The following is a 22,348-nucleotide window of genomic DNA, read 5'->3' on the forward strand; positions in this document are numbered from 1 at the left end:
GCAAGCTTCGGAGGTGGTTCATGACGAACTTCACCGGACTTGCCACCCTCTTCGCACTCCTGATCGGAAGCGCAGGGCTCTGCTGCGCGGAACGCGGCGGGCAGCCGCCCGCGTTCGTCGAATTCGAGAGCCCGCTTGTAAGTGCGCAGCCGCTGCAAGGCTATCTGCGAACACCCGATGGACCGGGCCCCTCGCCCGCCGTGGTGCTGCTGCACGGCTGCGGCGGCTTCTTCAAGCAACTCGACGAGCGCTGGGGCAAGCGGCTGGCGGCCTGGGGCTATGTCACGCTCACGGTCGACCGGTTCGGGCCGCGCGGCATCAGCAGCGCCTGCACGGGCGGAGCGCCGGCCGCAACCGTCCATGACGCCTATCGTGCGCTGAGCTATCTCGCGCGGCAATCGGCGGTCGATCCCGGTCGCGTCGCGGTGGTGGGGTTCTCGCAAGGCGCCTGGCTCGCCCTGCTCTCGGTCGAGCGTGGCGCGATCGAACATAACGCGGCAGAGAAATTCCGCGCAGCCGTTGCATTCTACCCGCCCTGCCTCAGCATCAAGGGCGACATGACGGTGCCGACGCTGATCATGGTCGGCGAGCTCGACGACTGGACGCCGGCCAAGGAGTGCCGGACCTTGGCCGAAGGCCGCGACGACTACGGCATCTCCCGGCAGAATCATGCGGGACATCCGATCGAGCTGATTGTCTATCCCGGCGCCTATCACGGTTTCGACGTGCCGCATTACAGCACGCCGGTGCAGCTGCTCGGTCATCACCTCGAATTCAACGAGGTGGCCAGGGATCAATCCATCGACGCACTCAGGAAATTCCTGTATGCGACAATCGGCGGGCAAGAGAGATCACAATGACCATCAAGGCAATCGTCTTCGACGCCTACGGCACGCTCTACGACGTCCAGTCGGTGGCCGACGTCACCGAGGATGCGTTTCCCGGCTATGGCGACATCATCACGCAGATCTGGCGCATCAAGCAGCTCGAATACTCCTGGCTGCGTTCGCTGATGCGGCGCTACCAGGATTTCGCCGTCGTAACCCGCGACTCCCTCGCCTACACGCTGCGCTGCCTCGGCCTGCAATATGACGCCGCGACCTTCGCCCGCATCATCGACAAATATCAGCATCTGGCGCTGTATCCGGATGCGCTCGCCGCGCTCGAGGCGATGAAGGACAAGAAGCTCGCGATCCTGTCCAACGGCAGCCCTGACATGCTGAATGCGCTGGTGCGCAATTCAGGCCTCGACCGCGTGCTCGATGCCACCATCAGCGTCGACGCCCACAAGGTGTTCAAGCCGGCGCCCGAGGCCTACACGCTGATCGAGGAGGTGCTGAAAGTACCGCCGGCGGAGGTGCTGTTCATCTCCTCCAATCCGTGGGACGCCTGCGGTGCCAAGTCGTTCGGCCTCAACGTCGCATGGATCGAGCGGGTGACGCCGCAAGCGATGGCGCTGGCCTGCGTCGAAAGCGAGACGGTCGCCCCATTGACGATGTTCAAGGCTCTGCGTACCCAGATGGACGAGCTCGGCGTCGCACCCGATCACCGGATCCACGGTCTCTCCGAACTTCCCGCACTGGTGTCTGCAAGGTCCTGAACAACATGAGCCTCGAGTCTGTCCGCGCCTTCTTCGCCGAGAAGGCGCCCGAAATTTCCGTGATCGAATCTACCACGAGCTCCGCGACGGTCGTGCTGGCGGCGGAGGCCTATGGCGTCGAGCCGGCGCGGATCGCCAAGACGCTGAGCCTGCGGGTCGGCGACCGCGTGGTGCTGATCGTCGCCGCCGGGACGTCGCGGATGGACAACAAGAAGGTGAAGGCGGCGTTCGGCGGCAAGCCGAAGATGCTCGGCCTCGACGAGGTCGCCGACATCACAGGCCACGAGGTCGGTGGCGTCTGCCCGTTCGGGCTGAAGACGCCGCTGCCAGTTTATTGCGACGTATCGCTGAAGGCATTCGATGTCGTGGTGCCGGCGGCAGGCTCGACCCACAGCGCGGTCCGCATCACGCCCGACAGGATGGCGGAGCTGACTGCGGCCGAATGGGTCGACGTCTGCGAAGTCAGACCTGGGGACTAGTCCTCATCGTCGAACGGCGGCCGCGATGGCGCCGGCTGCATCGGCTGTGGTGCGCGCGGCCGCTGCTGCATCTGCGGCTGCTGCGGCGCACGGCCCTGCGCTTGCGGCTGTTGGGCCCGCCCCTGGGTCTGCGACTGTTGCGCGTTTGATTCGAACACGGCGCGACAACTGTTGGAAAGTTGCGGCGTGTTCTGCCGCAGGCAAGCCACGATGCGCTGCACGTCGGGCACCTGGTCGCTGCAGAGCCGCCACACGTCCGGTGTGCACGCCATCTGCTGTTCCCAGGTTCCCCGATACTCCTCGGCGACGGCGGCCGTTGCCGTGACAGCTCCGCCGATCGCTATGGCAAGGCTCAGGACGATCCGCTGCGATCGCATGTCGGGCTCCCGTTGTTCCAGATACTGGCCCGCGCGCGCATGTTCCCGCGCCGCGATTTGCTCCAAAGCTGCCCAATGAATGCGGCCAAGGATCGTTCGCGCGGACAACTAAAAGTGAAGAGAGTTTGTCCCGGGAGTTCCCTATTCGACCTTGCCGATCTTCTTCACCGCCGCGATCAACCGCGCGCTGTCGTCTGCAACAAATTTTGAGAACGTCGGCGCGTCCATATAGGCGACCGGACTGCCCGCAGTCTCGAAAGTCTTGATCACCTCCGGCGCCTTCACGGCATCAGCCATCGCCGCGCGCAGCCGCTCCATGATCGGCGCCGGCAGCGCTGACTGCGCGAACAGTCCCGCCCAGATGTAGAACTCGACGTCCTTGTAGCCGAGTTCCTTGAAGGTCGGCAGATCGGGGAAGCTCGCGATCCGCTCGGCGCCCCAATTGGCGAGCACGCGCATCTTGCCGTCCTCGACCTGCTGCTTGAGCGTGCCCGGCGCCGACGCCAATGCCTGCACGGTGCCGGAAAGCAGTGCGGTGAGCGCCGGGCCTGCGCCGCGGAACGGCACATGCAGCAGCTTGATTCCTGCGCTCGCCGCGAACATCTCCATCGCGACATGCAGCGTGCCGTACGGACCGGACGAGCCGTAGGGAATCTGTCCCGGGCGTTTCTTCGCATCGTCGACGAATTCCTGCAGCGTCTTCCACGGCGCCGAGGCCGGCACCGCCAGCAGCGTCGGGTCGGCAAGCACACGCGCGATCGGCGCGAACTGCGACACCTCGTAGGCAACCGGACGATCGAACAGCCGGTCGGCCTCCGGCAGCACCGCGAGCGAGGACAGCGTCATCAACAGCGTATAGCCATCGGGCTCGGCGCGCGCGGCCTGCGCATTGCCGATCGATCCGCCCGCTCCGCCGGCGCGATTGTCGACGATCACGGGCTTGCCGAGGATACGCTCCAGCGCGAGCGCCACCGGTCGCGCCGCAAGGTCGGCCTGGCCGCCGGCCGGAAACGGCACGATCATCGTGATATTGCGGTTGGGATAGGCGGCTTGCGCAAACGCGGAGTTGGCGAGCGCAGCCTGCGCAAGCGGCAATGCGGCAGCGGCGCGCAGGAGTTCGCGGCGGTTCATCGAGAGTTTCTCCCCAATCATCTTTTTTGGCGATCGCAACCGATCGCGATGCCGCAGTCAGAGCCGCGGCTTGGTCGCATCGTGCAGGACCGGAGCGCTGATCTCAAGCGTCCCGCGCGTCGCACCTGACGCCGACTGACCGATGGGGAAGATCGAGCCTGGTCGGCCGAGTGCATGTTGAGATTCGATCGAATAACGACGGCGCTGTGCTCCCTCTCCCCGTTCTTACGGGGAGAGGGTCGGGGTGAGGGGCTGCCTCAGCGTAAACGGCGACAGTTGGACTTGTGGAGGCTCCCCCTCACCCGGAACGCATCTAACGATGCGTCATAGCCGAAGCTCCGCTTCGGCGTTCTTGAGAACGGCCGCCAAAGGCGGCCTATACCTCTCCCCGCACGCGGGGCGAGGTAAAGCTGAATCCGCTGCGCGATGTGATGCAAGTCATCTTGCTCTAGCGCTTGCGCGCCGCCCTGCGGGTCTTTCCGACCGACCGCTTGCTGGCCGCGCCGCGCTTGGTCGCGGTCTTCTTGCTGGCGGCCGCGCGTCGGACCGGAGCAGCCGCGGCCGGCCGCTTGCGCGCCACCGCCTTCTTCGGCGCCTTCCTGGCCGTTTCCCTCGCAGCTTTCTTGGCGGCCTTCTTCGCTGCTTGCGGACGCGCGCGTCGCGCGGTTGTCGCGCCGCGGCGCCGCGTGCTGCTGCCTCCGATCGGAACGAGGTGGTCGTCGGCGTCCAGTGTGAGTTGCTGGAGCGGAAACGCCGGCAGGAAGCTCGGGTCGTTGTAGAGCTTGCTCAAACTGTCCTGATCGAACTTGCCGCCCTGCCCGCGGTCCTCGCCCGCGCCGGCGCGCCAGGCCGCTTCCCAGACCCGGGCCAGGGTCTTGGCACCATCCTGCATGCAGGCTGCGGTGGCGTCCTTCAGCTTCGACCACAGCGCCTCGACCTGGCCGCTGCCCATGTGGGAGTTGAACAGGTTGACGATGGTCATCGGCGGCAGTCGCTTCACGGTCCGCTGCATCAGCGCGACCACGGCGACCGCAGCGTCGCGCCCGGTCGGCGTGCCGCCCGGAGCAATCTCCGCGACGTCGCTGGTCCGGGCGTCAGGAATCATCTTGATGAGATCCTTGCCGTGGCGGCCGATCATCGTGGTCTCGTACACGCTGTGCACCTTGGCATGCGCCTTGTCGCTCGGATCGAGGCCATGGTGGAATTGCGAGATGTGCAGCGGCTGGCAGGCATCGCCGATGTAATGCGCGACGATGCCCGCGGCGCAGACGAATTCCAGCTTCCTGTTGGCGGCGGCGTACTCGACCATCTCGTCGAAAATCTGCCAGACCCGGAACGGCAGCGCGCCGCGCCGGTCCTCGCCGATCCCTTCGTAATAGTCGTTCCAGACCTTCGGATCGACGTTGCGCGTCGACTCCGCGCAAAGATCGAGCAGCGTCTTGCCGTCCCTGCCCGGCTTGTCCATGTCGGCGAAGTGGTTGCTTTCGTCGGTGTGCCGGGTGAAGCGCCAGACCAGGTCGGCGACATCGGCCAGCGGCGAGAATGTGCCTCGCTGATGCGGCTTGAGGTCGACGAGCAGCTTGTCGTCGAGGCCGATATTGTCGGAATTGGCGTCCATCATGGTGGCGAGCTTGGGTAACTTCGCATCGATCAGACCGGTCGCGTAGGCGCCGATCTTGACGTGGCCCCATTCGCCCCAATACTCGGTATGGCCCGCGTTCCAGTCGCCGATCAGTTCGACATCGAGCTCACGGCACAGCGTCGACATGCAGATCCCGAGCGCGACCTGCATCGGGACCTTGCCGCTCGATCCGAACAATTCCTGGCCGCCCCATTCGAGCGCCAGGGGACTGAGGATCCGCGCGCCGCTGGCGTTCTTCTTGGCGTCCGGATCGTCGACAAACCAGACCGTGCCGGAGTCGCCCGGATAATTGTTGAGCGGCGTGTCGCCGTCGCGCGGGCCGATCACGAAATCGCTGACATATTCCACGCCGCCGACGGTCTTGTAGCGATAGAACAGGCCGAGGATCTTGCCCTTCATCAATCCGCTGGTCGCACCGAACGCGATCTGCGGCTGGTTGATGATGTCGAGACGGAAGGTGCCGACATTGAGGTCGACGACGTCGCCGACCTGGCCGACGCCGTAAACCTGTGCGGTCCAGCCCTTAACGTCATCGATGCGGACCAGGCCGGCATCGAGATTGGCCACCACGCGCGAGCCGGGCCAGCCGGGATAGACCTCGCTGAAGGCGCGCTTGCCGAGTTGCAGCGCATCGCTGATGCCGAGGCGGCGGTCGGTGTTCTTGAAGCCGGCGAAGATCTCGCGGCCGGCGGCGCCGACCACGTGACGGTTGGAGAGCGCAAACACCGTCTCGCCATTGGTGACGAGACAGCCGATCGAGCCGCGGTGGATCTTGCCCTGTATCATGGTCTGCACCGGAAAGCCGCCGCCGACCAGATCGCTCTTGAACACCGGCGGATCGACGGTGCCGGGACTGCCCTCGTTCGGATCGACCTTGACGACGCAGGTGGGCACGACGCGACCATCCGGCAGATAGAGGAACGGAGGCACCAGCTGGTCCTGCTTCTCGGGATGGTTCTTCAGCTCGGAGCGCTTCATCCAGTCGCGGACGAAGACGAGGATGCAGGGCCACGACCAGTCCTTGACCGACGAATTGAACAGCGTGCGCGGTCCGAGTGCCTGCGGCTTGGAGTGCGCCTTTCTTTCCGTCGCGTTGCGGTCGTTGTCCCGGATCAGATAGCGGCCGATCGCCGTGGCGTAGACCGATTGCAGATGTGCCAGATGCACGTGATAGGCCTCGCGGGCATCGAGCAGATCCTTCACCGACAATGACGTGAAGTCATGCTTGGTCAGATCAATCATCTGGTTCCTCCGAAAATGCGCTTTGCGGCAACACCGGTGCAGGACGCAGAAATAGACGATCGCGGCAGCCCTCGATCGTGGGTTAGTTCACATAAGCAATACAATTTAAAAGGGATGACACGAATGTGACGGGGCGGGCCGGATGTCCCTCCACCGCTCCGCGTGCGGATTTCTATTTCCGCTGCGCACGCCCTTTGGCGAAATGCTTCGCCAGGAAATCCGCCAGCACCTCGACGCGCGCGGGCCGCGGGCCGCCGGGCGGGGTGACGAGATGCACGGCGCCCTCGGGCTGCTTCCAGCCTTTCAGGATCACCTCGACCTCGCCCCGCGCGATCGCGTCGCCGACGATGAAGTCGGGCAGATCGGCGATGCCGAGACCGGCGAGCAGCGCGGGCATCACAGCCTCGCCATTATTGACCCGGAGCTGGCCGGCGGGACGCACGCTCGCCTGCTCGCCCGACGCGTTGGTGTAGTGCCAGACGCCCTGAGTCGAGAGATAGGCGTAGCCGAAGCATTTGTGCTCGGCGAGATGCATCGGATGGGTCGGCCGGCCGTGGCGCTTCAGATAGGACGGCGCGGCCACCGTGTAGCGCGGCATGCCGCACAGCCGCCGCGCGATCAGTGAGGAATCCGGCAACCGCGCGATGCGCAGGCCAGCATCAAAGCCCTCGCCGATCAGGTCGACCGTGGCATCGCTCAAGTGCAGGTCGATCGAAACCTCCGGATAGGCCTCCATGAATTCCGGCAGCAGCGGCGCCACCGTCTTGATGCCGAAGCTCATCGGCACCGCGAGCCGCACCAGGCCGCGCGGCGTGGTCGATTGCGCCAGCGCCTCATTCTCAGCCGCCTCGCCGTCGGCGAGCAGCCGCGCGGCGCGCTCCGACAATTTCTGGCCGGCATCAGTCAGCGCCAGCCGCCGCGAGGTGCGGTTGAACAGCCGGGCGCCGAGCCGCTCCTCCAGCCGGCTGACCGCCTTGGACACCGTCGCCTTGGACAGCGAGAGCTCGGTCGCGGCCGCCGCAAACGACCGTAATTCCACGACTTTTGCGAAGATCGCGAGCGCCTCGAAGTCCGGCAGTTTCGACATGGGCCGCTGTCCTGATTGCTCAATACTGGAAACAATGAGTTTCAATAGTTTCTATTTATATACCACAGCCGGAGGCATATCCAAGTGCCATCAAATTCAACCGATGGAGAAATCCAATGACAAAGAAGCTCTCAGGCAAGGTTGCCCTCGTCACCGGCGGCTCGCGCGGCATCGGCGCGGCCAGCGCCCGTGCACTCGCCGCGGAAGGTGCGAGCGTCGCGATCAGCTACGTCGCCTCTCCCGAGAAGGCCGAGGCCGTGGTCGCCGAATTGAAGGGCAAGGGCGTCAACGCCCGCGCCTACAAGGCTGACCAGGCCTCGTCATCCGATGTCGATCAGCTGGTGAAGACCGTCGCCAAGGATTTTGGCCGGCTCGACATCCTGGTCAACAATGCCGGTGTCGCATCGGGCGGCGCGGTCGACGACCCCAAGGCCGACACCGCGACGCTCGCCCGCCAGGAGGCGATCAACATCAACGGCGTGATCACCGCGATCCGCGCCGCCTCCAAGCTGATGGGCGAAGGCGGCCGCATCGTCACCGTCGGCTCCATGCTGGCGGACCGCGCCTCATTCCCGGGCCTTGCCGACTACGTCGCTACCAAGGCGGCCGTCGTCGGCTACACCAAGGGCGCGGCGCGCGACCTCGGACCGCGCGGCATCACGGTGAACGTGGTGCAGCCCGGCTCGATCGACACCGACATGAACCCGAAGGACGGTGGCGAGTTTGCCGAGACGCAACGCTTGCAGCACGCGCTGCAACGCTTCGGCCGCCCGGAGGAAGTCGCAGCGGGCGTCGTGTTCCTGGCAAGCCCGGAAGCCTCGTTCGTGACCGGCACCGTGCTCAACGTCGACGGCGGCTTCGGCGCCTGATCGCAAAATTTTCTGGAGACGCCGGGCGCGGTGCGCCCGGCCTGCTCCTCAACATCGACATCAAGGGGAATGACCATGATCGAACTCAGACCATTCGCAAAGCTTGGCGGCGCCGACCACGGCTGGCTGAAGGCCAAGCACCACTTCTCGTTCGCGAGCTACTACGATCCCGATAATGTCAGCCACGGCGCGCTGCGCGTCTGGAACGACGATGAGATCGCGCCCAACTCCGGCTTCCCGGCACATCCGCACGCCAACATGGAGATCATCACCTATGTTCGCGAGGGCGCAATCACGCACCAGGACTCGCTCGGCAATAAGGGACGCACCGAAGCCGGCGACGTGCAGGTGATGAGCGCCGGCAGCGGCATCCGTCACTCCGAGTACAATCTGGAGCCGGCGAAGACCAAGATCTTCCAGATCTGGATCGAGCCGACGACGAAGGGCGGCCACCCGACCTGGGGCTCGAAGCCGTTCCCGAAGGCGGACCGTTCGGGCAAGCTCGTCACCATCGCCTCGGGTATCGACGGCGACAATGACGCGCTGCCGATCCGCGCCGATGCGCGGGTGCTCGCCACCACGCTGAAGGCCGGCGAGAGTGCGGAATACGCCGCCGACAAGGCCCGTCACCTCTATCTGGTGCCGGCGGCCGGCAGCATCGAGGTCAACGGCGTGCGCGTCAATGCCCGCGACGGCGCCGCGATCCGCGACGAGGCCAAGCTGAAGATCACCGCGCTCGAGGATGCTGAGCTCGTGCTCGTCGACGCGGCCTGATCACCACATCCACACTCGTCATGCCCGGGCTTGACCCGGGCATCCATCGGGCTTCGCAAAGGTTCTCCGTTTGATGGATTGCCGGGTCAAGCCCGGCAATGACGGGGTTCCTTAACCTCACCCTACTGCCAAACCACAAGGAGGCCATCATGGCCAAGGTTCTCGTTCTCTATTACTCCGCCTACGGTCACATCGAAGCGATGGCGAATGCCGTCGCGGAAGGCGCGCGCGAAGCCGGCGCCATCGTCGACGTCAAGCGCGTCCCCGAGCTGGTGCCGGCCGAAGTCGCCAAGGCCTCGTACTACAAGCTCGACCAGGCCGCGCCGATCGCCAAGATCGACGATCTCGCCGACTACGATGCGATCATCGTCGGCACCGGCACCCGGTTCGGCCGCATGGCCTCGCAGATGGCCAACTTCCTCGACCAGGCCGGCGGCCTCTGGGCCAAGGGCGCGCTGCACGGCAAGGTCGGCGGCGCCTTCACCTCGAGCGCGACCCAGCATGGCGGCCAGGAGACCACGCTGTTCTCGATCATCACCAACCTCCTGCATTTCGGCATGACGGTGGTCGGCCTGAACTATGGCTTTGCCGGACAGATGAAGCTCGACGAGGTCACCGGCGGCGCGCCCTACGGCGCAACCACGATCACCGGCGGCGACGGCAGCCGCCAGCCGAGCGAGAACGAACTCGCCGGCGCCCGCTATCAGGGCCGCGCGATCGCGGAAACCGCGAGAAAACTTCACGGCTGATGCGATGGGGGCGGCATTCTCGTTCACGATTGCCGCCCCTGCCTAAGTCGCGACGTCGTTCCCGGACAACGGCGCAAGAGCGATCGCTGCTGGAACGCCAACAGACGCCAAGAAAGGCCGATAATCGACGTAATAGGCGTCCATGCCCAGGATTGCCTGACAATTGGCCGCGAATTGAACCCTTGAGCGGCGACAAGCCGCGTGTCATCGTGCCCGTCAATATCCAGGCCGGAGCAACATGACGGTTCCCTGTCGCGTCCTAATGATCTATCCGAAGTTCGTTCAGGACTCCTTCTGGAACTATACGGAAGCTTGTGAACTCGTCGATGCGAAGTATCCGGCGGCGCCGCTCGGACTGATCACCGTCGCCGCCATGCTGCCGAAGCATTGGGATATTCGCCTCATCAACCGTAACACCGAGCCCTTGACGGACGCCGATCTCGACTCGGCCGATCTTGTCATGATCGGCGGCATGCTCAACCAGCAGCCTGATTTTCTCCACCTGATCGATCTCGCACACCGGCACGGCAAGCCGGTATGTGTCGGCGGACCTGACGTCTCCTCCAGCCCGCATCTTTACGCCGACGCGGACTTCCAGGTGATCGGTGAGGCAGAGCAAATCATTCAGCAATTTGTCGCCGCCTGGGAAAGTGGAGAGCGCAAGGGCGTGTTCATCGCCGAGAAATTCAAGATCGACGTCACGCTAAGCCCGATGCCCCGCTATGACCTGATCAAGTTCGAGCACTATCTCTTCATTGGCGTGCAATATTCGCGTGGCTGCCCGTTCACCTGCGAGTTCTGCGATATTATCGAGCTGTATGGTCGTGTGCCGCGCACCAAGACCCCCGATCAAATTCTCGCTGAGTTGCAAGCGCTCTACGATCACGGTTATCGCGGACATGTCGATTTCGTCGACGATAACTTCATCGGGAACAAGAAAAACCTCCGCATCCTGCTGCCGCAGCTCAAAGCCTGGCTGGAGGAGCGAGATTATCCGTTCGAGTTTTCGACGGAAGCCTCGATCAATATCGCTGACGACAGCGAGCTGTTGCAGGCGATGAAGGACGCGAACTTCTTCGGGATTTTCGTCGGCATTGAGAGCCCGGATCCGGAGACCCTCGTGCAGATGAAGAAGAAGCAGAACACCCGGCGCGACATCGCCGAATGCATTCACAAGATCTATGGCTACGGCATGTTCGTCACCGCGGGTTTCATCGTCGGGTTCGATACCGAGAAAGCCTCGATGGGGCACGCGATGATCGACTTCATCGAGGAGGCGAGCATTCCAGTCTGCATGGTTGGACTGCTCTATGCACTGCCGGGCACACAGCTGACGCGGCGGCTGGCGAAGGAAGGCCGCCTGCACGAAGGCCACGATCTCATGAAAGTCGAGCAGGCGGGCGACCAATGCACGCTCGGCTGCAATTTCGACACCATACGTCCGCTGCGTGACATCCTTGAGGACTACAAGGCCGTGATCGGGCACGTGTTCGACCCGACGGCCTATGCAGGACGGCTGTCGCGGCTCGCCGCCATGCTCGACCGGTCCGACCGGCGTCGCGACCTGCCGGATGGCGACATACGCAAGAGGCTTGGCGGCATCGAGGGCGTGCACACGATCATGCGTGCCCTGCCGGAGGTCCGCGAACCGTTCTGGAAGACCTTCGTCGAGGTCGCCAAGTCCAATCCGGGCGCGCTTCGCTACATCGTGATGCTGATGGCGCTGTATTTGCATTTCGGGCCATTCTCGAAACACGTGATCCGTGAGATTGACCGCCGGATTGCCGCCCTCGACGATATGCCGCCGGTGAGGGCCACGGAGCTTGGGCCGCGAACTAACCTACGTGCGGTTTGACGGCAAAGCGCGTTCGTGCGCTTCGCCGACCAGAGCACGTCGCGCGGAACGAGAGGATCGGTTCCCCCGAGGTCATCGCGACCAATTCGCAATAGCCGAAACACTGTACGTTGCGCAGCCCAGAGGTTTGTCATGACCAACACACAGAAGACCCGCTGGCCGGAACTGCCGACCGCGGCGTGGCGCGACAGCTGTGCCACGCTCCAGCTCTTCACCCAGATCGCCGGCAAGATCCGGCTGGCGAAGTCGCCCTGGCTCAATCACTCCTGGCACGTCACGCTCTATGTCACGGCGCGCGGGCTGACGACCTCGCCGATCCCCGACGGCGATCGCACGTTCCAGATCGACTTCGATTTCATCGATCACGTGCTCCGCATCTCGACCAGCGACGGCACCGAACGGCAATTCGCGCTGGCCGGTCAATCGGTCGCAAGCTTCTACGCGGCGGTCATAAGCAATCTGAAGGACCTCGGCATCGACGTCGCCATTGACGAGATACCGAACGAAGTCGCCGATCCGATCCGCTTTTCGCAGGATACGCAGCATGCGTCGTACGACGCGGATGCCGTGCGCCGGTTTCACCAGATCCTCGTGAACTGCGATCGCGTGTTCAAGCAATTCCGGACCGGCTTCCTCGGCAAGGCGAGCCCGGTGCATTTCTTCTGGGGCAGCTTCGATCTCGCGGTGACGCGGTTTTCCGGCAGAACCGCGCCGCGGCATCCCGGCGGCGTGCCCCATTTGCCCGACGAGGTGGCACACGAGGCCTATTCGCACGAGGTCAGCAGCGCCGGCTTCTGGCCGGGCGGCGGCGCGATCGATTATCCTGCGTTCTATTCCTACGCCTATCCGGAACCCGCGGGCTATCGCAGCACGCCGGTGCGACCCGATGCTGCGTTCTTCAGCGAAGCGCTTGGCGAATTCATCCTGCCCTACGACGCCGTGCGGACGGCTGCCGACCCGGACAAGGCGCTGCTCGAATTCCTGCAATCGAGCTATGAGGCCGCGGCCATCAACGCGAACTGGGACCGTGCTGCGCTGGAATGCGCACCGGGCCAGCCGGGCGTGGTCCGAGGGGTCTAGCGGCGCGCCGCACCGGCGGCTCAATCCTCTTCGCGACGGGTCGCCTTGGACAGTCGACGAAGGCGCATGGGTTAAATTTCGTGTTACGTCTTTACCGCATCGTTGCTTGGCCGAGCTGTCTTTCGGACGACGCCCCGCGACCCCGGCCGGCTCGAACACAACAGGCAGTATATTCGTGAGCGCCCCGCAACCCGTCACGATCCCGCGACAACCATCGCACGCTGATCGGTCATGACGCGGCCATCGATCCTTGCCCTCGCGGTCAGCGCGTCGATTCTGCTGTCGGTCGCCGCGCGGGCCTGTCCCGCCTTGATCGAAGGCGTCCCGGCCGAGCGGCTCGAGGCGCTGTCACGCGGCGTCAATGCCGACGGCTGGATCGCCGATCCGCGGTCGGCGCCACCCCGCGCCCTGCTGCGCGAGCTGCGCAAGGCCGGCATGACCCACATCCGGCTGCCGGTGCCCGCCGACTTCGTCATGCCGCGCTTCGCCGCGAAAGCCGAGATCGACGGCCGCCTGCGCACCGTCGATGCGGCGCTCAAGACCCTGCTCGCGCTCGGCTATGCGGTGTCGATCGACTTGCACTCCGGCGAGCGCTTCAACGCGCTACACAAGGACGATCCGCCCAATGCGATGACCGAAATGAAGCGCGCCTGGACCGAGCTCGCACGGGTCATGCAGCGCTATCCGTCCGACCGTGTGTTTGCGGAACTGTTGAACGAGCCGGATGTCGAGGCCGCGCAATGGCAGGGCGAAGTCCGGGAGCTGGCCGGCTTCATTCGCGGCCTGCTGCCGCAGACCACACTGGTCACCGGGCCGGTCAACTGGCAGCGCGCGGATTCGCTGCCGGATTTCACTCCGCTCGACGATCCGAACGTCGTCTATGCCATCCACTTCTACGATCCGATGGTGTTCACCCATCAGGCCCATTGGGATCCGAATGAACCGCTGCACGACGTCACCGGATTGCCCTATCCGGTCCGCTCCGACGATCCCAAGGTTCAGCAGCTGCGGGAGCAACTCACCGCGCTGGACAGGCGCAAGGCGCTCGCGATGGTGGACCGTGCCATTCCCGACCGCGGCATTGACAAATGGCTCGAACCGGCGGCCGTCTGGCAACGGCAATATTCGCGGCCGATCATCATCAATGAATTCGGTGTGCTCAAGGCCGGCGCGCCGCGCGATAGCCGGCTGCGCTGGCTCGCCGGCGTGACCGCCTACGCCCGGCAACAATGCTGGGGCTGGACCCATTGGGAGCTGTCGCAAGGCTTCGGCCTCGCCGACCCGGTCACCGGCAAGGTCGACCGCGAGGCGCTGAGGGCCCTGCTCGGGACCCGCTGACCCATCTGGTTAACCGGTTCTTACACAATGCGCGGCTAGTGTGCTGAATGCGAAGTTCGTGCGATTTCGCGGCAGCCATTTTCACGAACTTCGCATTCATAAAGCACACTAGAATCATAAGTTTGCTAGTGTCCTTATCGAATCCGAAGTTCGCTCCGAAGGTGCGGCAAATGATGCGAACTTCGGATTCGGGACACTAGATCGACGATGCGGTGTGGCACGCCCACACGTCCGGTCACATTAGGTCAGAGCCTGTGCGAGCAGAGATAGCCCCGCGGCCGCTGTTGGCCGGCGATCTGATTCCTGCACTCAGCATCGCCGTGGCATCGATCGCATTCGCGCCGATCATCCAGGTGGCCAACGCCGGGCTCGCGATCGTCGTCGAAAGTCTGATCGGCTGCGCCATCGTGCTCGCGGTGCCGGCCTACGCGCCGTCGATCGCCATCTTCATCATCTTCTTCCAGAACCTCTTCGTCTCGATCCTGTCGTCCTATATGACGACCGAGCAGGAGATGGATTTCGTCAAGGGCTACAATTTCCTGGTCATCGCGGTGATGTGGCTGGTCACGCTGGCGCTCTACGCGCTGCACGAGCGGAAACATTCCGCCGAGATCGACCGGATCATGAAATGGGGGTTGATCACCCTCGCAACCGTAACGGCGTATTTCCTGCTCGGCGCCACGCAGGACTCGCACGCGGCCCTCGTCTATCTGCGCAACATTGCGCTGCCGCTGTTTCTGTTTCAGCTATCGCTGCTGACGGCCGCAACCTTCGAGATCCGCATCACGCCGTTCCTGGTGACGGTTGCCGCGCTGCTGATCGTCTGCGGATATGTCGAACTGCTGTTCCGCGATTTCTGGCTCTCCATCACCAACGGCTACACGTTCTGGCATTTCGACGAGCTGAAGGCGACCCGCTCCGGATCCTGGGAAGCCGAGATGCGCGCAACCGGCAGGGTGCCGGTAGATCTGATCGATCGCTTCCGTTTCAGCTTTCTCAACAGCCCGTTGTTCGAGGACCTCGGCCTTTCGTCGTTGCTGCGCATCTTCGGACCGAATATGAGCCCGATCAGCTTCGGTTACGGGATCGCCTTCTCCATCCTGTTCCTGTTCGCGGTCGGATATCGCTGGCTGGCCTTGGCCGCGATCCCGCTGCTGATTTGCTGTAGCGTAAAAGGCGCGCTCATCCTGGTCATCTTCGTGGCCCTGGCCTGGACGGCAACCTGGCTGCTCGGCGCCACCATCACCCTTGCCGTCGCGCTGGTCGGGCTCGTGCTGTACGCCATCGCGGCGATCTATATTGGACTCCAGATCGGCGACTTCCATGTGATCGGCTTCATGGGCGGGTGGGACGGCTTTCGGCAGAATCCGATCGGCCGCGGACTTGGCGTCGGCGGCAATCTCTCCGAAGGTTATTTCTCGATCGACTGGAACGCAGCGCAGGCGGCCGGCACGATGGACGGCGCGGTGGAGAGCGCCGTCGGCGTGCTGCTCTACCAGATGGGGATCGGCTCACTGGTGCCGCTTGGCTACTTCCTGGCGATGGCGCTGAAGGCCTGGCGCCTCTACGCCTCGTCGGGAATCCTCATCCAGGGGCTCGCCGCTTTCGGCACGATGGTCGTGCTGGTGAACGGCATCTTCCAGGAAGAGGCGCTGTTTGCGCCGCCGGCACTTGGGCTGTTGCTGTGCCTGACCGGGCTCGTGATCGGCCATCATCTGCGCACGCAGAGTGACGATCGGAAGGTCTCTGCGACCGACAGTGCTCCTCAATGAGGAGGGGCCCCGTCGGAGTGCGACCGAGGCCCCGCTCAACCCGCGCCGTCAGAGCGGCTTGATCTGCACCTTGCGGAACTTGACCACGCCCGAACCATACTGGAGCGCGATATAGCCGTTGGCGTGCTTGGAATCCTGGGCGTCGACGGTCTTCTGGCCGTTCAGCGTCACGACGAAATGCGGCCCCTGCGCCGTGATCTCGTAGACGTTCCATTTGCCGGCCGCCTTCGGCATCGGATCGACCTTGCCGACGTCGACAATCGCGCCGGTGCCGTAGGTCGGGTCCGGCCGCTTGTCGAAGATGTTGACCTCGTAGCAGACCTTGGAGTCGATCACCTTGTTGCCTTCGCAGCGGATGAAGATGCCGCTGTTGGCATCCTCGTCGGTCCAGAACTCCGCCCTGATCTGGAAATCCTTGTATTGGGTCTTGCTGACGAGATAGGAGAGATCCTTGCCGTCGAGCTTGTCGGCGACCAGCGCGCCGTCCTTCATCGCCCAATTGGCCTTGCCGACCTCGTCCCAGTCACCCTTCTTGGAGCTGTCGAGCAGCGTGACCCAGCCGTCGTCCCCCGAGGCGGCGGTGGAAAATTGCAGCGCGGCCGCACCGATCACAAGTCCCGCCGCCAGTATCGACAGATGCTTCTTCAAGGTTATCCTCCCGTCTTTTGGTTGGCGCGCAACCTATCATCGTCTGCGGCGGCGTAAATGCTTTTTCATATTGCAACTGCGTTGTGTCACGGATCGTTGCCGCAATCCTGAGATCAGACATGCACGGCGGCGTCTTGCCGGGCGGAAGCGAGGACGACTAGCATCGCGCGACGTATGGGCGCGGCAGTCGCCCGAGTAATCCGATCTGGGAGCATACCGATGACGGCGTCAAACCGACCTTGGCGATATCTGATGATGCCGTTGGCTTTTGCCGCGACGCTGAGCGTCAGTTCCGCGGCCGAGCTCAATCCGGCCGCCGTGACCTACAAGCTGCCTGATCAGATTCCCTGGAGCCCGGCTGACGCGCGCGGCGCGCAGAATGCGGTCGTGGTCGGCGATCCCTCGAAGCCCGGCTTCTACATGGTCTACACCAAATGGACCAAGGGCAATCACTTCAGCCGTCCGCATTTCCATCCCAACGACCGCTACATCGTGGTGCTCAAGGGCACCTGGTGGGTGGGCTCGGGTCCGAAATTCGATCCCGATCACGGCACCGTGGCGATGCCGGCCGGCAGCTTCGTCACCCATTTCGGCAAGCAGGTGCACTGGGACGGCGCCAAGGACGAGGACGCCGTGCTGCTGATCATGGGCGAAGGCCCGGCCACCGCGACCGAGGTCGAGCAGAAGTAGCCGGAACCGGCTAGCAACCTTTGCATCCAGGCGGCGTTTCATCCCCTCATCATCATGACGAGGAAATGACGCATGGCAAACGCCGCTGATATTCGGGAACATATGGATGTGATCTCGTCGGACAAGAAAACGGTCGGCAAGGTGGACCACATGGAAGGCACCGACCAGATCAAGCTGACCAAGCAAAGCTCGCCTGACGGTCAGCACCATCACTTCATTCCGCTGTCCTGGGTCGACCATGTCGACCAGCACGTCCACCTCAACAAATCGGGCTCCGACGTGACGGCGCATTGGCAGCACGGCCGCCAATAGCCGCGTTGCGCGGGGTGGGAGCGATGCTATCATCCCGGCCCAAGGAAGGGCCTTCGATGCATCCCGCCGCCAAGCTGCAATTTGCCCGCATCGTCGACGAGTTCGCGCGCTGGCGCGCCATTGCGGAACCGGAACGGCCGCCCGCGCCGGCCTGGTGGTGGGGGCCGGCATTCGAGATGCGCGATGCCGCCGAACCGCTGCCATCCGCCTGGAGCCGCCAGCTCCGCCTTGCCGACGGCGCGAGCTTTGCGGAGGCTGCCGTTGTGTTGCGCCAGACGTTGGCCGGCCAGGACATCCTGCCGTGGCCCTATGATTTCTCGCGCAAGGTCGAATCAACCGATTCCGACGTTCGCGACCTGCCCGTGCAGCCGTCAGACGACAGCGCGTTTCCGCCCTAGATCCGGCCCGGCCACGCTGGTCGCCTCGCCATCCAGCGACGGCTGCAACGGCGGCGACGCCTCTGCCTGCGACGGCTTCAACAATTCGGCGAGATCGCGCGGCGGCAGCGGCCGGCTGAACAGGAAGCCCTGCATCTCGTCGCAGGCATGGGCGCGCAGGAACTCCTGCTGCTCGGAGGTCTCGACGCCCTCGGCGACGATGGTCATGCCAAGCGCCTTGCCCAGCGAGATGATCGCCTGCGCGATCGCGACGTCCTCGGAATCATTGGGCAGGTCGCGTACGAAAGAGCGGTCGATCTTGATGGTGTCGATCGGGAACTGCTTCATCAGCGACATCGATGAATAGCCGGTGCCGAAATCGTCGATCGCCAGCCGAATGCCGCGATTCTGGATCGCGTCGAGCACGCGCACCGCACGCGTCACGTTGCGCATCACCATGCTCTCGGTGACCTCGAGCTGGAGCAACGCCGGCGACATGCCGCTCTCCTCCAGCGCCGCGTCGATGTCGTCGAGCAAGTTCGGATCGCCGAACTGCCGCGGTGAAAGGTTGACCGCCATCGTCACGGCCCTGAGGCCGCAGCGCTGCCACGCCATGTTCTGCCCGCAGGCTTCCTTCAACACCCAGCGGCCGATCGGCACGATCAGGCCGGTCTCCTCGGCAAGCGGGATGAACTGCCCCGGCGATACCTTGCCAAGCTCGGGATGGGTCCAGCGCAGCAGCGCCTCGACGCCGCTGATCTGCCCGCTCGCCATGTCCACCTTGGGCTGATAGTCGAGCGAGAATTGCTTGCGCTCGAGTGCGCGGCGCAATGCGCTCTCCATCGTCAAGCGCTCGATCGACTGCGCCCTGATCTCGTTGGAGAAGAAGCGGAAGCCATTCTTGCCGTCTTCCTTGGCGAGATACATCGCCATGTCGGCATTCTTGGTCAGCGTCTGCACGTCCGAGCCATCGGCCGGATACATCGCGATGCCGATCGAGGCCGTGGTGTGGCACTCATGCCCGCTGAGCTGCAGCGGCTGGCTGAGCGAAACCAGAAGATCGCCGGCGATGCGCTCGACGTCGTCGCGTTCGGCGGTTTCCTCGAGGATGACCACGAACTCGTCGCCGCCGAGCCGCGCCACCACGTCGCTCGCGCGCAACGATCCACGCAGCCGCTCGGCGATCGCCACCAGCAGCATGTCGCCTGCGTCGTGGCCGAGCGAGTCGTTGATCACCTTGAAGCGGTCGAGATCGATGAACAGCACCGCGAGCTGCCGGCGATGGCGATCCGCCGCCGAGATCGCGTGATGCAGCATCTCGTTGAACGTCTCGCGGTTGGGCAGATTGGTCAGGCTGTCGTGCGAGGCAAGATATTCGATGCGCTCGTCGGCCTTGTGTTTCTCATCGGCGCGATCGAAGCTCTCGAGCGCAAACGCCAGATTGTCGGCGAGGCGCTGCAGCAATTCGGCGAACTCCGGCGTGAACGTGTCCTTGTCGATCGCGACGAAGATCATGACCCCGACCACCTGCCCGCTGACAACAAGCGGAAACGAGGCGCTGGACTGCGTTCCATCGAGCCGCGCGCGCTCATGGAAAGCGGCGGTCTCGGGATCGGCAAAATAGTCGTTGATGATGCACGCCTTGCCGGAGCGGAACGCCCGACCGCAGGCGCCGCGCCCGTCGGGGTGCGCCTCGCTGGTCGAGAGCGTCACCTGGCGCGCGCCCTCCGCCGCCGGCCCCGCAATCGCGACGATCCGCAGATAGTCGCTTCCGGTCTGCGCCAGCGCGATCGTGGTCGAGGTGAACTTGCCGCCGGTCGCCGCCGCCGCGCAGACCAGTCGATACAATTCTGCGCGGGACTTCGCCCGCATGATCGCCTCATTGGTCGCGCTCAGCGCCGCGAACATCCGCGACAGCCGCTCCTTCTGCTCGTCGTCCCGCGCCTTCTCGTCGGCGCGATCGAAATTGGCAAGCGCGAACGACACGTTCTCGGCAAGCCGCTGCAACAGCGCCATCATCTCCGGGCTGAAGGTGCCGAACTCGCTGGAGAGAAACACCAGCGCGCCGATCGCCTCGCCGTTCTTGAGCAGCGGCAGGGCTGCGCCCGATTTGCTGCCGCTGTCGCGCACCGCCGGATAGACGTGCGATTCGGGGCCGAAATCGCTGAGATAGTCGTTGCTGATGCAGGGCCTGCGCGTGCGGATCGCAACGCCGGTCAGCGTCTGTCCCTCCGGACGCGTCGCGTCGGCCGACAGCTGAACCTCTCGGGCCCGCACCCGGTCCGGGCCCGAGGCGGCCACATTGTCCAGGAAGACCTCGCCCGGCCGCACCAGCCTGATCGTGGCCGAGACGAACTGGCCGCCGACCGCCGCGGCATCGCAGACCAGATCGAACAGTTCGCTGCGGGATTTCGCCCGCATGATCGCCTCGTTGGTCGCGCTCAGCGCCGCGAACATCCGCCGCAGCCGCTCCTTCTGCTCCTCGGTCCGCGCCTTCTCGTCGGCACGGTCGAAGCTGCCGAGCGCATAGGAGACGTTGTCGGCGAGCCGCTGCAGCAGCTCGGCGAATTCAGCCGAGAAGGTGTTGCGCTTGGCGGAGATGAACAGCATCACGCCGACCGGCTCGTCGTCGACGATCAACGGGAACGCCGCGCCCGATCGCGCATCCTCGCGGTCGATGACGTCGCGGAACGGATTGCTGGCGACGTCGCCCAGAAAATCGTTGTTGATGCAGGCGCGCCGCGAGCGGAACGCCCGGCCGCAGACGCCGCGCCCTTCGGGGCGAGCCTCGCTGCGCGAGACGTTGAGGCGGCGCGCATTTGCCGCGGTAGGCCCCGCGACCGCCATCATCTCCAGGAAATCGTCGCCGGGCTTCGCGATCAGGATGCTGGTGGAGTTGAATCCGCCGCCATGCGCCGCCGCCGCGCAGACCAGCTCGAACATCTCGAGCCGCGACCTCGCGCGCATGATCGCCTCGTTGGTCGCGCTCAGCGCCGCGAACATCCGCGACAGCCGCTCGCGCTCGGCGTCGGCCTTGGCCTTTTCGGTGGCACGGCCGAAATTGTCGAGCGCGACCGAGACATTCTCGGCGATCCCCGCGAGCAGCGCGATGATCTCCTCGTCACGCGCCCAGGAATTGCCGGTGAAGAAAATCAGGACGCCGACGCTCTTGCCGAACCGGGTGAGCGGCAGCGCCACGCAGGCCATCAGGCCGCTGCCGCCGATCGGCATATGCGACGGGCCCATCGATATCGGGATGTCGTGCTCGACGCAGGGCCGCTGGGTCCGGAACGCCTCGCCGCAAATCCCCTTGCCGTAGACGTTGTCCGGATCGGTCGAGAAGCGCGTCTGGGTGATCAGGTCGAGCGCCTCGCCGGTGCCGGCGACAGGCTCGAACCAGTGCGTGTCGGGTTCGGCCAGCAGCACCACCGTCGCGAAGGACTTTCCGCTGAACACCGCGGCATCGCAGACCCGCTGATAGAGATCGTGCTCGGTCTTGGCGCGAAGGATCGCCTCGTTGGTTGCGCTGATCGCACCGAACATGCGGTTGAGCCGACGCATCGCCCGCTCGCCGCTCTTGCGCGAGGCCTCGTGGTCGAAATTATCGAGCGCGAAGGACACGTTCGCGGCCATGCGCTCCAGCAGCGAAACGGCCTCGTCGCTGAGCGAATTGATCTCGCGCCGCGTCACCATGAAGACGCCGACGCTGCGCCGGTTGCAAACCAGCGGCACCGCGGCGGCCGCCCCGACGCCGGCCGCTGCCGCGCCGCTGCGCCAAGCCGCCGAAACAGCGTCGTTGACATAGTCGTTGCGGACGCAGGCCTTCTGGTCGCGGAACGCGCGGCCGGCCACGCCTTCGCCCTCCGGGGTGTTGGCGATCGCGGAAATGGTGATGCTGCATAGTCGCGCGACATCGTCGCCGTAGCCAGCCGCGAACCTCAAGAGACCGGTATCCGGCTCCAGCAAAAACACGGTCGCGGCCAGGAAGCTCCCGCTCGAGAACGCGGCTTCGCAGACCTTGCCGTACAATTCTTCTGGTGATTTCGCGTACAGGATCGCTTCGTTGGTGGCACTCAACGCCGCGAAGGTACGCCCGATGCTCGACTGCACGATTCCTGAAGGCCCGGGGGCCAACCCCTCCAATCTGGCAGGGAACATTGCCCGCGAGAGGCCTAAGTGGTGGTTAGCGTATCCGGCAAGTTGCACGACAAAGTAAACGGCTGACGAACGCCGGCGGCGGTTTTCCGGGATATTACGGACACCGGTGTGCCAGCCTGAGGCGGAGGGTGGCGAGGCGCGGATGGACGTCCTGCTCGCGCCGCCCGA

General features: G+C 64.5%; 19 protein-coding genes. 13 read left to right on the forward strand and 6 right to left on the reverse strand.

Annotation, left to right across the window (positions count from 1 at the left end):
- Positions 1 to 20 precede the first annotated feature (20 nt).
- The 3 genes from ACVWZM_RS11395 to ACVWZM_RS11405 are packed head-to-tail and all read left to right on the forward strand — an operon-like array spanning position 21 to position 2,079.
- The gene (locus ACVWZM_RS11395; protein WP_253588105.1) at positions 21 to 860 is read left to right on the forward strand and encodes a dienelactone hydrolase family protein; all 840 of its coding nucleotides are present in this window, start codon (positions 21 to 23) and stop codon (positions 858 to 860) included.
- Positions 857 to 1,600 carry a haloacid dehalogenase type II gene (locus tag ACVWZM_RS11400; protein WP_168856522.1) on the forward strand — a complete coding sequence of 248 codons (744 nt, stop codon included), beginning with the start codon at positions 857 to 859 and terminating at the stop codon, positions 1,598 to 1,600. The genes ACVWZM_RS11395 and ACVWZM_RS11400 overlap by 4 nt, the downstream gene beginning before the upstream one ends.
- Before the next feature lie 5 nt (positions 1,601 to 1,605).
- Positions 1,606 to 2,079: a YbaK/EbsC family protein gene (locus ACVWZM_RS11405; protein ID WP_050384246.1), complete on the forward strand. Its 474-nt coding sequence runs from the start codon at positions 1,606 to 1,608 to the stop codon at positions 2,077 to 2,079.
- Here the strand turns inward: ACVWZM_RS11405 and ACVWZM_RS11410 are convergent.
- From ACVWZM_RS11410 to ACVWZM_RS11425, 4 genes are all read right to left on the reverse strand, one after another.
- Entirely contained in the window at positions 2,076 to 2,456 is a 381-nt protein-coding gene (locus tag ACVWZM_RS11410) for a hypothetical protein (RefSeq protein WP_168856521.1), read from the reverse strand. The genes ACVWZM_RS11405 and ACVWZM_RS11410 overlap by 4 nt on opposite strands.
- Positions 2,457 to 2,597: 141 nt before the next feature.
- Complete coding sequence (locus ACVWZM_RS11415; protein WP_168856520.1) at positions 2,598 to 3,587, reverse strand: tripartite tricarboxylate transporter substrate binding protein; 990 nt, start codon at positions 3,585 to 3,587, stop codon at positions 2,598 to 2,600.
- Positions 3,588 to 4,035: 448 nt separating this feature from the next.
- The gene (locus ACVWZM_RS11420; RefSeq protein ID WP_456853210.1) at positions 4,036 to 6,471 is read right to left on the reverse strand and encodes a Nal1-like putative serine protease; all 2,436 of its coding nucleotides are present in this window, start codon (positions 6,469 to 6,471) and stop codon (positions 4,036 to 4,038) included.
- A gap of 172 nt (positions 6,472 to 6,643) precedes the next feature.
- The gene (locus ACVWZM_RS11425) at positions 6,644 to 7,558 is read right to left on the reverse strand and encodes a LysR family transcriptional regulator (protein ID WP_016846155.1); all 915 of its coding nucleotides are present in this window, start codon (positions 7,556 to 7,558) and stop codon (positions 6,644 to 6,646) included.
- Between the two features lie 116 nt (positions 7,559 to 7,674).
- On the opposite strand from ACVWZM_RS11425, the gene ACVWZM_RS11430 reads away from it, so the two are divergent.
- From ACVWZM_RS11430 to ACVWZM_RS11460, 7 genes are all read left to right on the forward strand, one after another.
- Positions 7,675 to 8,427 carry an SDR family NAD(P)-dependent oxidoreductase gene (locus ACVWZM_RS11430; protein ID WP_253588107.1) on the forward strand — a complete coding sequence of 251 codons (753 nt, stop codon included), beginning with the start codon at positions 7,675 to 7,677 and terminating at the stop codon, positions 8,425 to 8,427.
- A gap of 75 nt (positions 8,428 to 8,502) precedes the next feature.
- On the forward strand, positions 8,503 to 9,201 hold the full coding sequence (locus ACVWZM_RS11435; RefSeq protein ID WP_057015482.1) for a pirin family protein: 699 nt from the start codon (positions 8,503 to 8,505) through the stop codon (positions 9,199 to 9,201).
- A 149-nt stretch (positions 9,202 to 9,350) separates the two neighbouring features.
- On the forward strand, positions 9,351 to 9,950 hold the full coding sequence (wrbA, locus tag ACVWZM_RS11440) for an NAD(P)H:quinone oxidoreductase (protein ID WP_456853212.1): 600 nt from the start codon (positions 9,351 to 9,353) through the stop codon (positions 9,948 to 9,950).
- A gap of 238 nt (positions 9,951 to 10,188) precedes the next feature.
- Positions 10,189 to 11,805: a B12-binding domain-containing radical SAM protein gene (locus tag ACVWZM_RS11445; RefSeq protein WP_168856517.1), complete on the forward strand. Its 1,617-nt coding sequence runs from the start codon at positions 10,189 to 10,191 to the stop codon at positions 11,803 to 11,805.
- Positions 11,806 to 11,937: 132 nt separating this feature from the next.
- On the forward strand, positions 11,938 to 12,885 hold the full coding sequence (locus tag ACVWZM_RS11450) for a DUF5996 family protein (protein WP_456853214.1): 948 nt from the start codon (positions 11,938 to 11,940) through the stop codon (positions 12,883 to 12,885).
- A gap of 231 nt (positions 12,886 to 13,116) precedes the next feature.
- Positions 13,117 to 14,223 (forward strand): glycoside hydrolase family 5 protein, encoded by a 1,107-nt coding sequence (locus tag ACVWZM_RS11455; protein WP_057015455.1) that lies wholly within the window; start codon positions 13,117 to 13,119, stop codon positions 14,221 to 14,223.
- Between the two features lie 284 nt (positions 14,224 to 14,507).
- Positions 14,508 to 15,995 carry a hypothetical protein gene (locus ACVWZM_RS11460; RefSeq protein WP_057015456.1) on the forward strand — a complete coding sequence of 496 codons (1,488 nt, stop codon included), beginning with the start codon at positions 14,508 to 14,510 and terminating at the stop codon, positions 15,993 to 15,995.
- 48 nt (positions 15,996 to 16,043) lie between these two features.
- Here the strand turns inward: ACVWZM_RS11460 and ACVWZM_RS11465 are convergent, their stop codons facing one another.
- Complete coding sequence (locus ACVWZM_RS11465; RefSeq protein WP_057015457.1) at positions 16,044 to 16,643, reverse strand: 3-keto-disaccharide hydrolase; 600 nt, start codon at positions 16,641 to 16,643, stop codon at positions 16,044 to 16,046.
- A gap of 252 nt (positions 16,644 to 16,895) precedes the next feature.
- Between ACVWZM_RS11465 and ACVWZM_RS11470 the strand changes: the two genes are divergently transcribed.
- The 3 genes from ACVWZM_RS11470 (at position 16,896) to ACVWZM_RS11480 (ending at position 18,043) form a co-directional block, all read left to right on the forward strand.
- On the forward strand, positions 16,896 to 17,333 hold the full coding sequence (locus tag ACVWZM_RS11470) for a cupin domain-containing protein (protein ID WP_057015484.1): 438 nt from the start codon (positions 16,896 to 16,898) through the stop codon (positions 17,331 to 17,333).
- A 72-nt stretch (positions 17,334 to 17,405) separates the two neighbouring features.
- Positions 17,406 to 17,645: a DUF2171 domain-containing protein gene (locus ACVWZM_RS11475; protein ID WP_057015458.1), complete on the forward strand. Its 240-nt coding sequence runs from the start codon at positions 17,406 to 17,408 to the stop codon at positions 17,643 to 17,645.
- Between the two features lie 56 nt (positions 17,646 to 17,701).
- Positions 17,702 to 18,043 (forward strand): hypothetical protein, encoded by a 342-nt coding sequence (locus ACVWZM_RS11480; RefSeq protein ID WP_057015459.1) that lies wholly within the window; start codon positions 17,702 to 17,704, stop codon positions 18,041 to 18,043.
- Here the strand turns inward: ACVWZM_RS11480 and ACVWZM_RS11485 are convergent.
- Positions 18,017 to 22,132, reverse strand: coding sequence for a bifunctional diguanylate cyclase/phosphodiesterase (locus tag ACVWZM_RS11485; RefSeq protein WP_456853217.1), 4,116 nt, complete (start codon positions 22,130 to 22,132; stop codon positions 18,017 to 18,019). The two genes, ACVWZM_RS11480 and ACVWZM_RS11485, sit on opposite strands and share 27 nt — an antisense overlap.
- Positions 22,133 to 22,348: the final 216 nt, after the last annotated feature.

The sequence above is a fragment of the Bradyrhizobium sp. USDA 4501 genome (assembly GCF_054062115.1).

Coding starts and splice junctions, on each gene's coding strand:
- ACVWZM_RS11395 (WP_253588105.1), top strand. CDS start 21: ATGACGAACTTCACCGGACTTGCCACCCTCTTCGCACTCCTGATCGGA.
- ACVWZM_RS11400 (WP_168856522.1), top strand. CDS start 857: ATGACCATCAAGGCAATCGTCTTCGACGCCTACGGCACGCTCTACGAC.
- ACVWZM_RS11405 (WP_050384246.1), top strand. CDS start 1,606: ATGAGCCTCGAGTCTGTCCGCGCCTTCTTCGCCGAGAAGGCGCCCGAA.
- ACVWZM_RS11410 (WP_168856521.1), bottom strand. CDS start 2,456: ATGCGATCGCAGCGGATCGTCCTGAGCCTTGCCATAGCGATCGGCGGA.
- ACVWZM_RS11415 (WP_168856520.1), bottom strand. CDS start 3,587: ATGAACCGCCGCGAACTCCTGCGCGCCGCTGCCGCATTGCCGCTTGCG.
- ACVWZM_RS11420 (WP_456853210.1), bottom strand. CDS start 6,471: ATGATTGATCTGACCAAGCATGACTTCACGTCATTGTCGGTGAAGGAT.
- ACVWZM_RS11425 (WP_016846155.1), bottom strand. CDS start 7,558: ATGTCGAAACTGCCGGACTTCGAGGCGCTCGCGATCTTCGCAAAAGTC.
- ACVWZM_RS11430 (WP_253588107.1), top strand. CDS start 7,675: ATGACAAAGAAGCTCTCAGGCAAGGTTGCCCTCGTCACCGGCGGCTCG.
- ACVWZM_RS11435 (WP_057015482.1), top strand. CDS start 8,503: ATGATCGAACTCAGACCATTCGCAAAGCTTGGCGGCGCCGACCACGGC.
- wrbA (WP_456853212.1), top strand. CDS start 9,351: ATGGCCAAGGTTCTCGTTCTCTATTACTCCGCCTACGGTCACATCGAA.
- ACVWZM_RS11445 (WP_168856517.1), top strand. CDS start 10,189: ATGACGGTTCCCTGTCGCGTCCTAATGATCTATCCGAAGTTCGTTCAG.
- ACVWZM_RS11450 (WP_456853214.1), top strand. CDS start 11,938: ATGACCAACACACAGAAGACCCGCTGGCCGGAACTGCCGACCGCGGCG.
- ACVWZM_RS11455 (WP_057015455.1), top strand. CDS start 13,117: ATGACGCGGCCATCGATCCTTGCCCTCGCGGTCAGCGCGTCGATTCTG.
- ACVWZM_RS11470 (WP_057015484.1), top strand. CDS start 16,896: ATGATGCCGTTGGCTTTTGCCGCGACGCTGAGCGTCAGTTCCGCGGCC.
- ACVWZM_RS11475 (WP_057015458.1), top strand. CDS start 17,406: ATGGCAAACGCCGCTGATATTCGGGAACATATGGATGTGATCTCGTCG.
- ACVWZM_RS11480 (WP_057015459.1), top strand. CDS start 17,702: ATGCATCCCGCCGCCAAGCTGCAATTTGCCCGCATCGTCGACGAGTTC.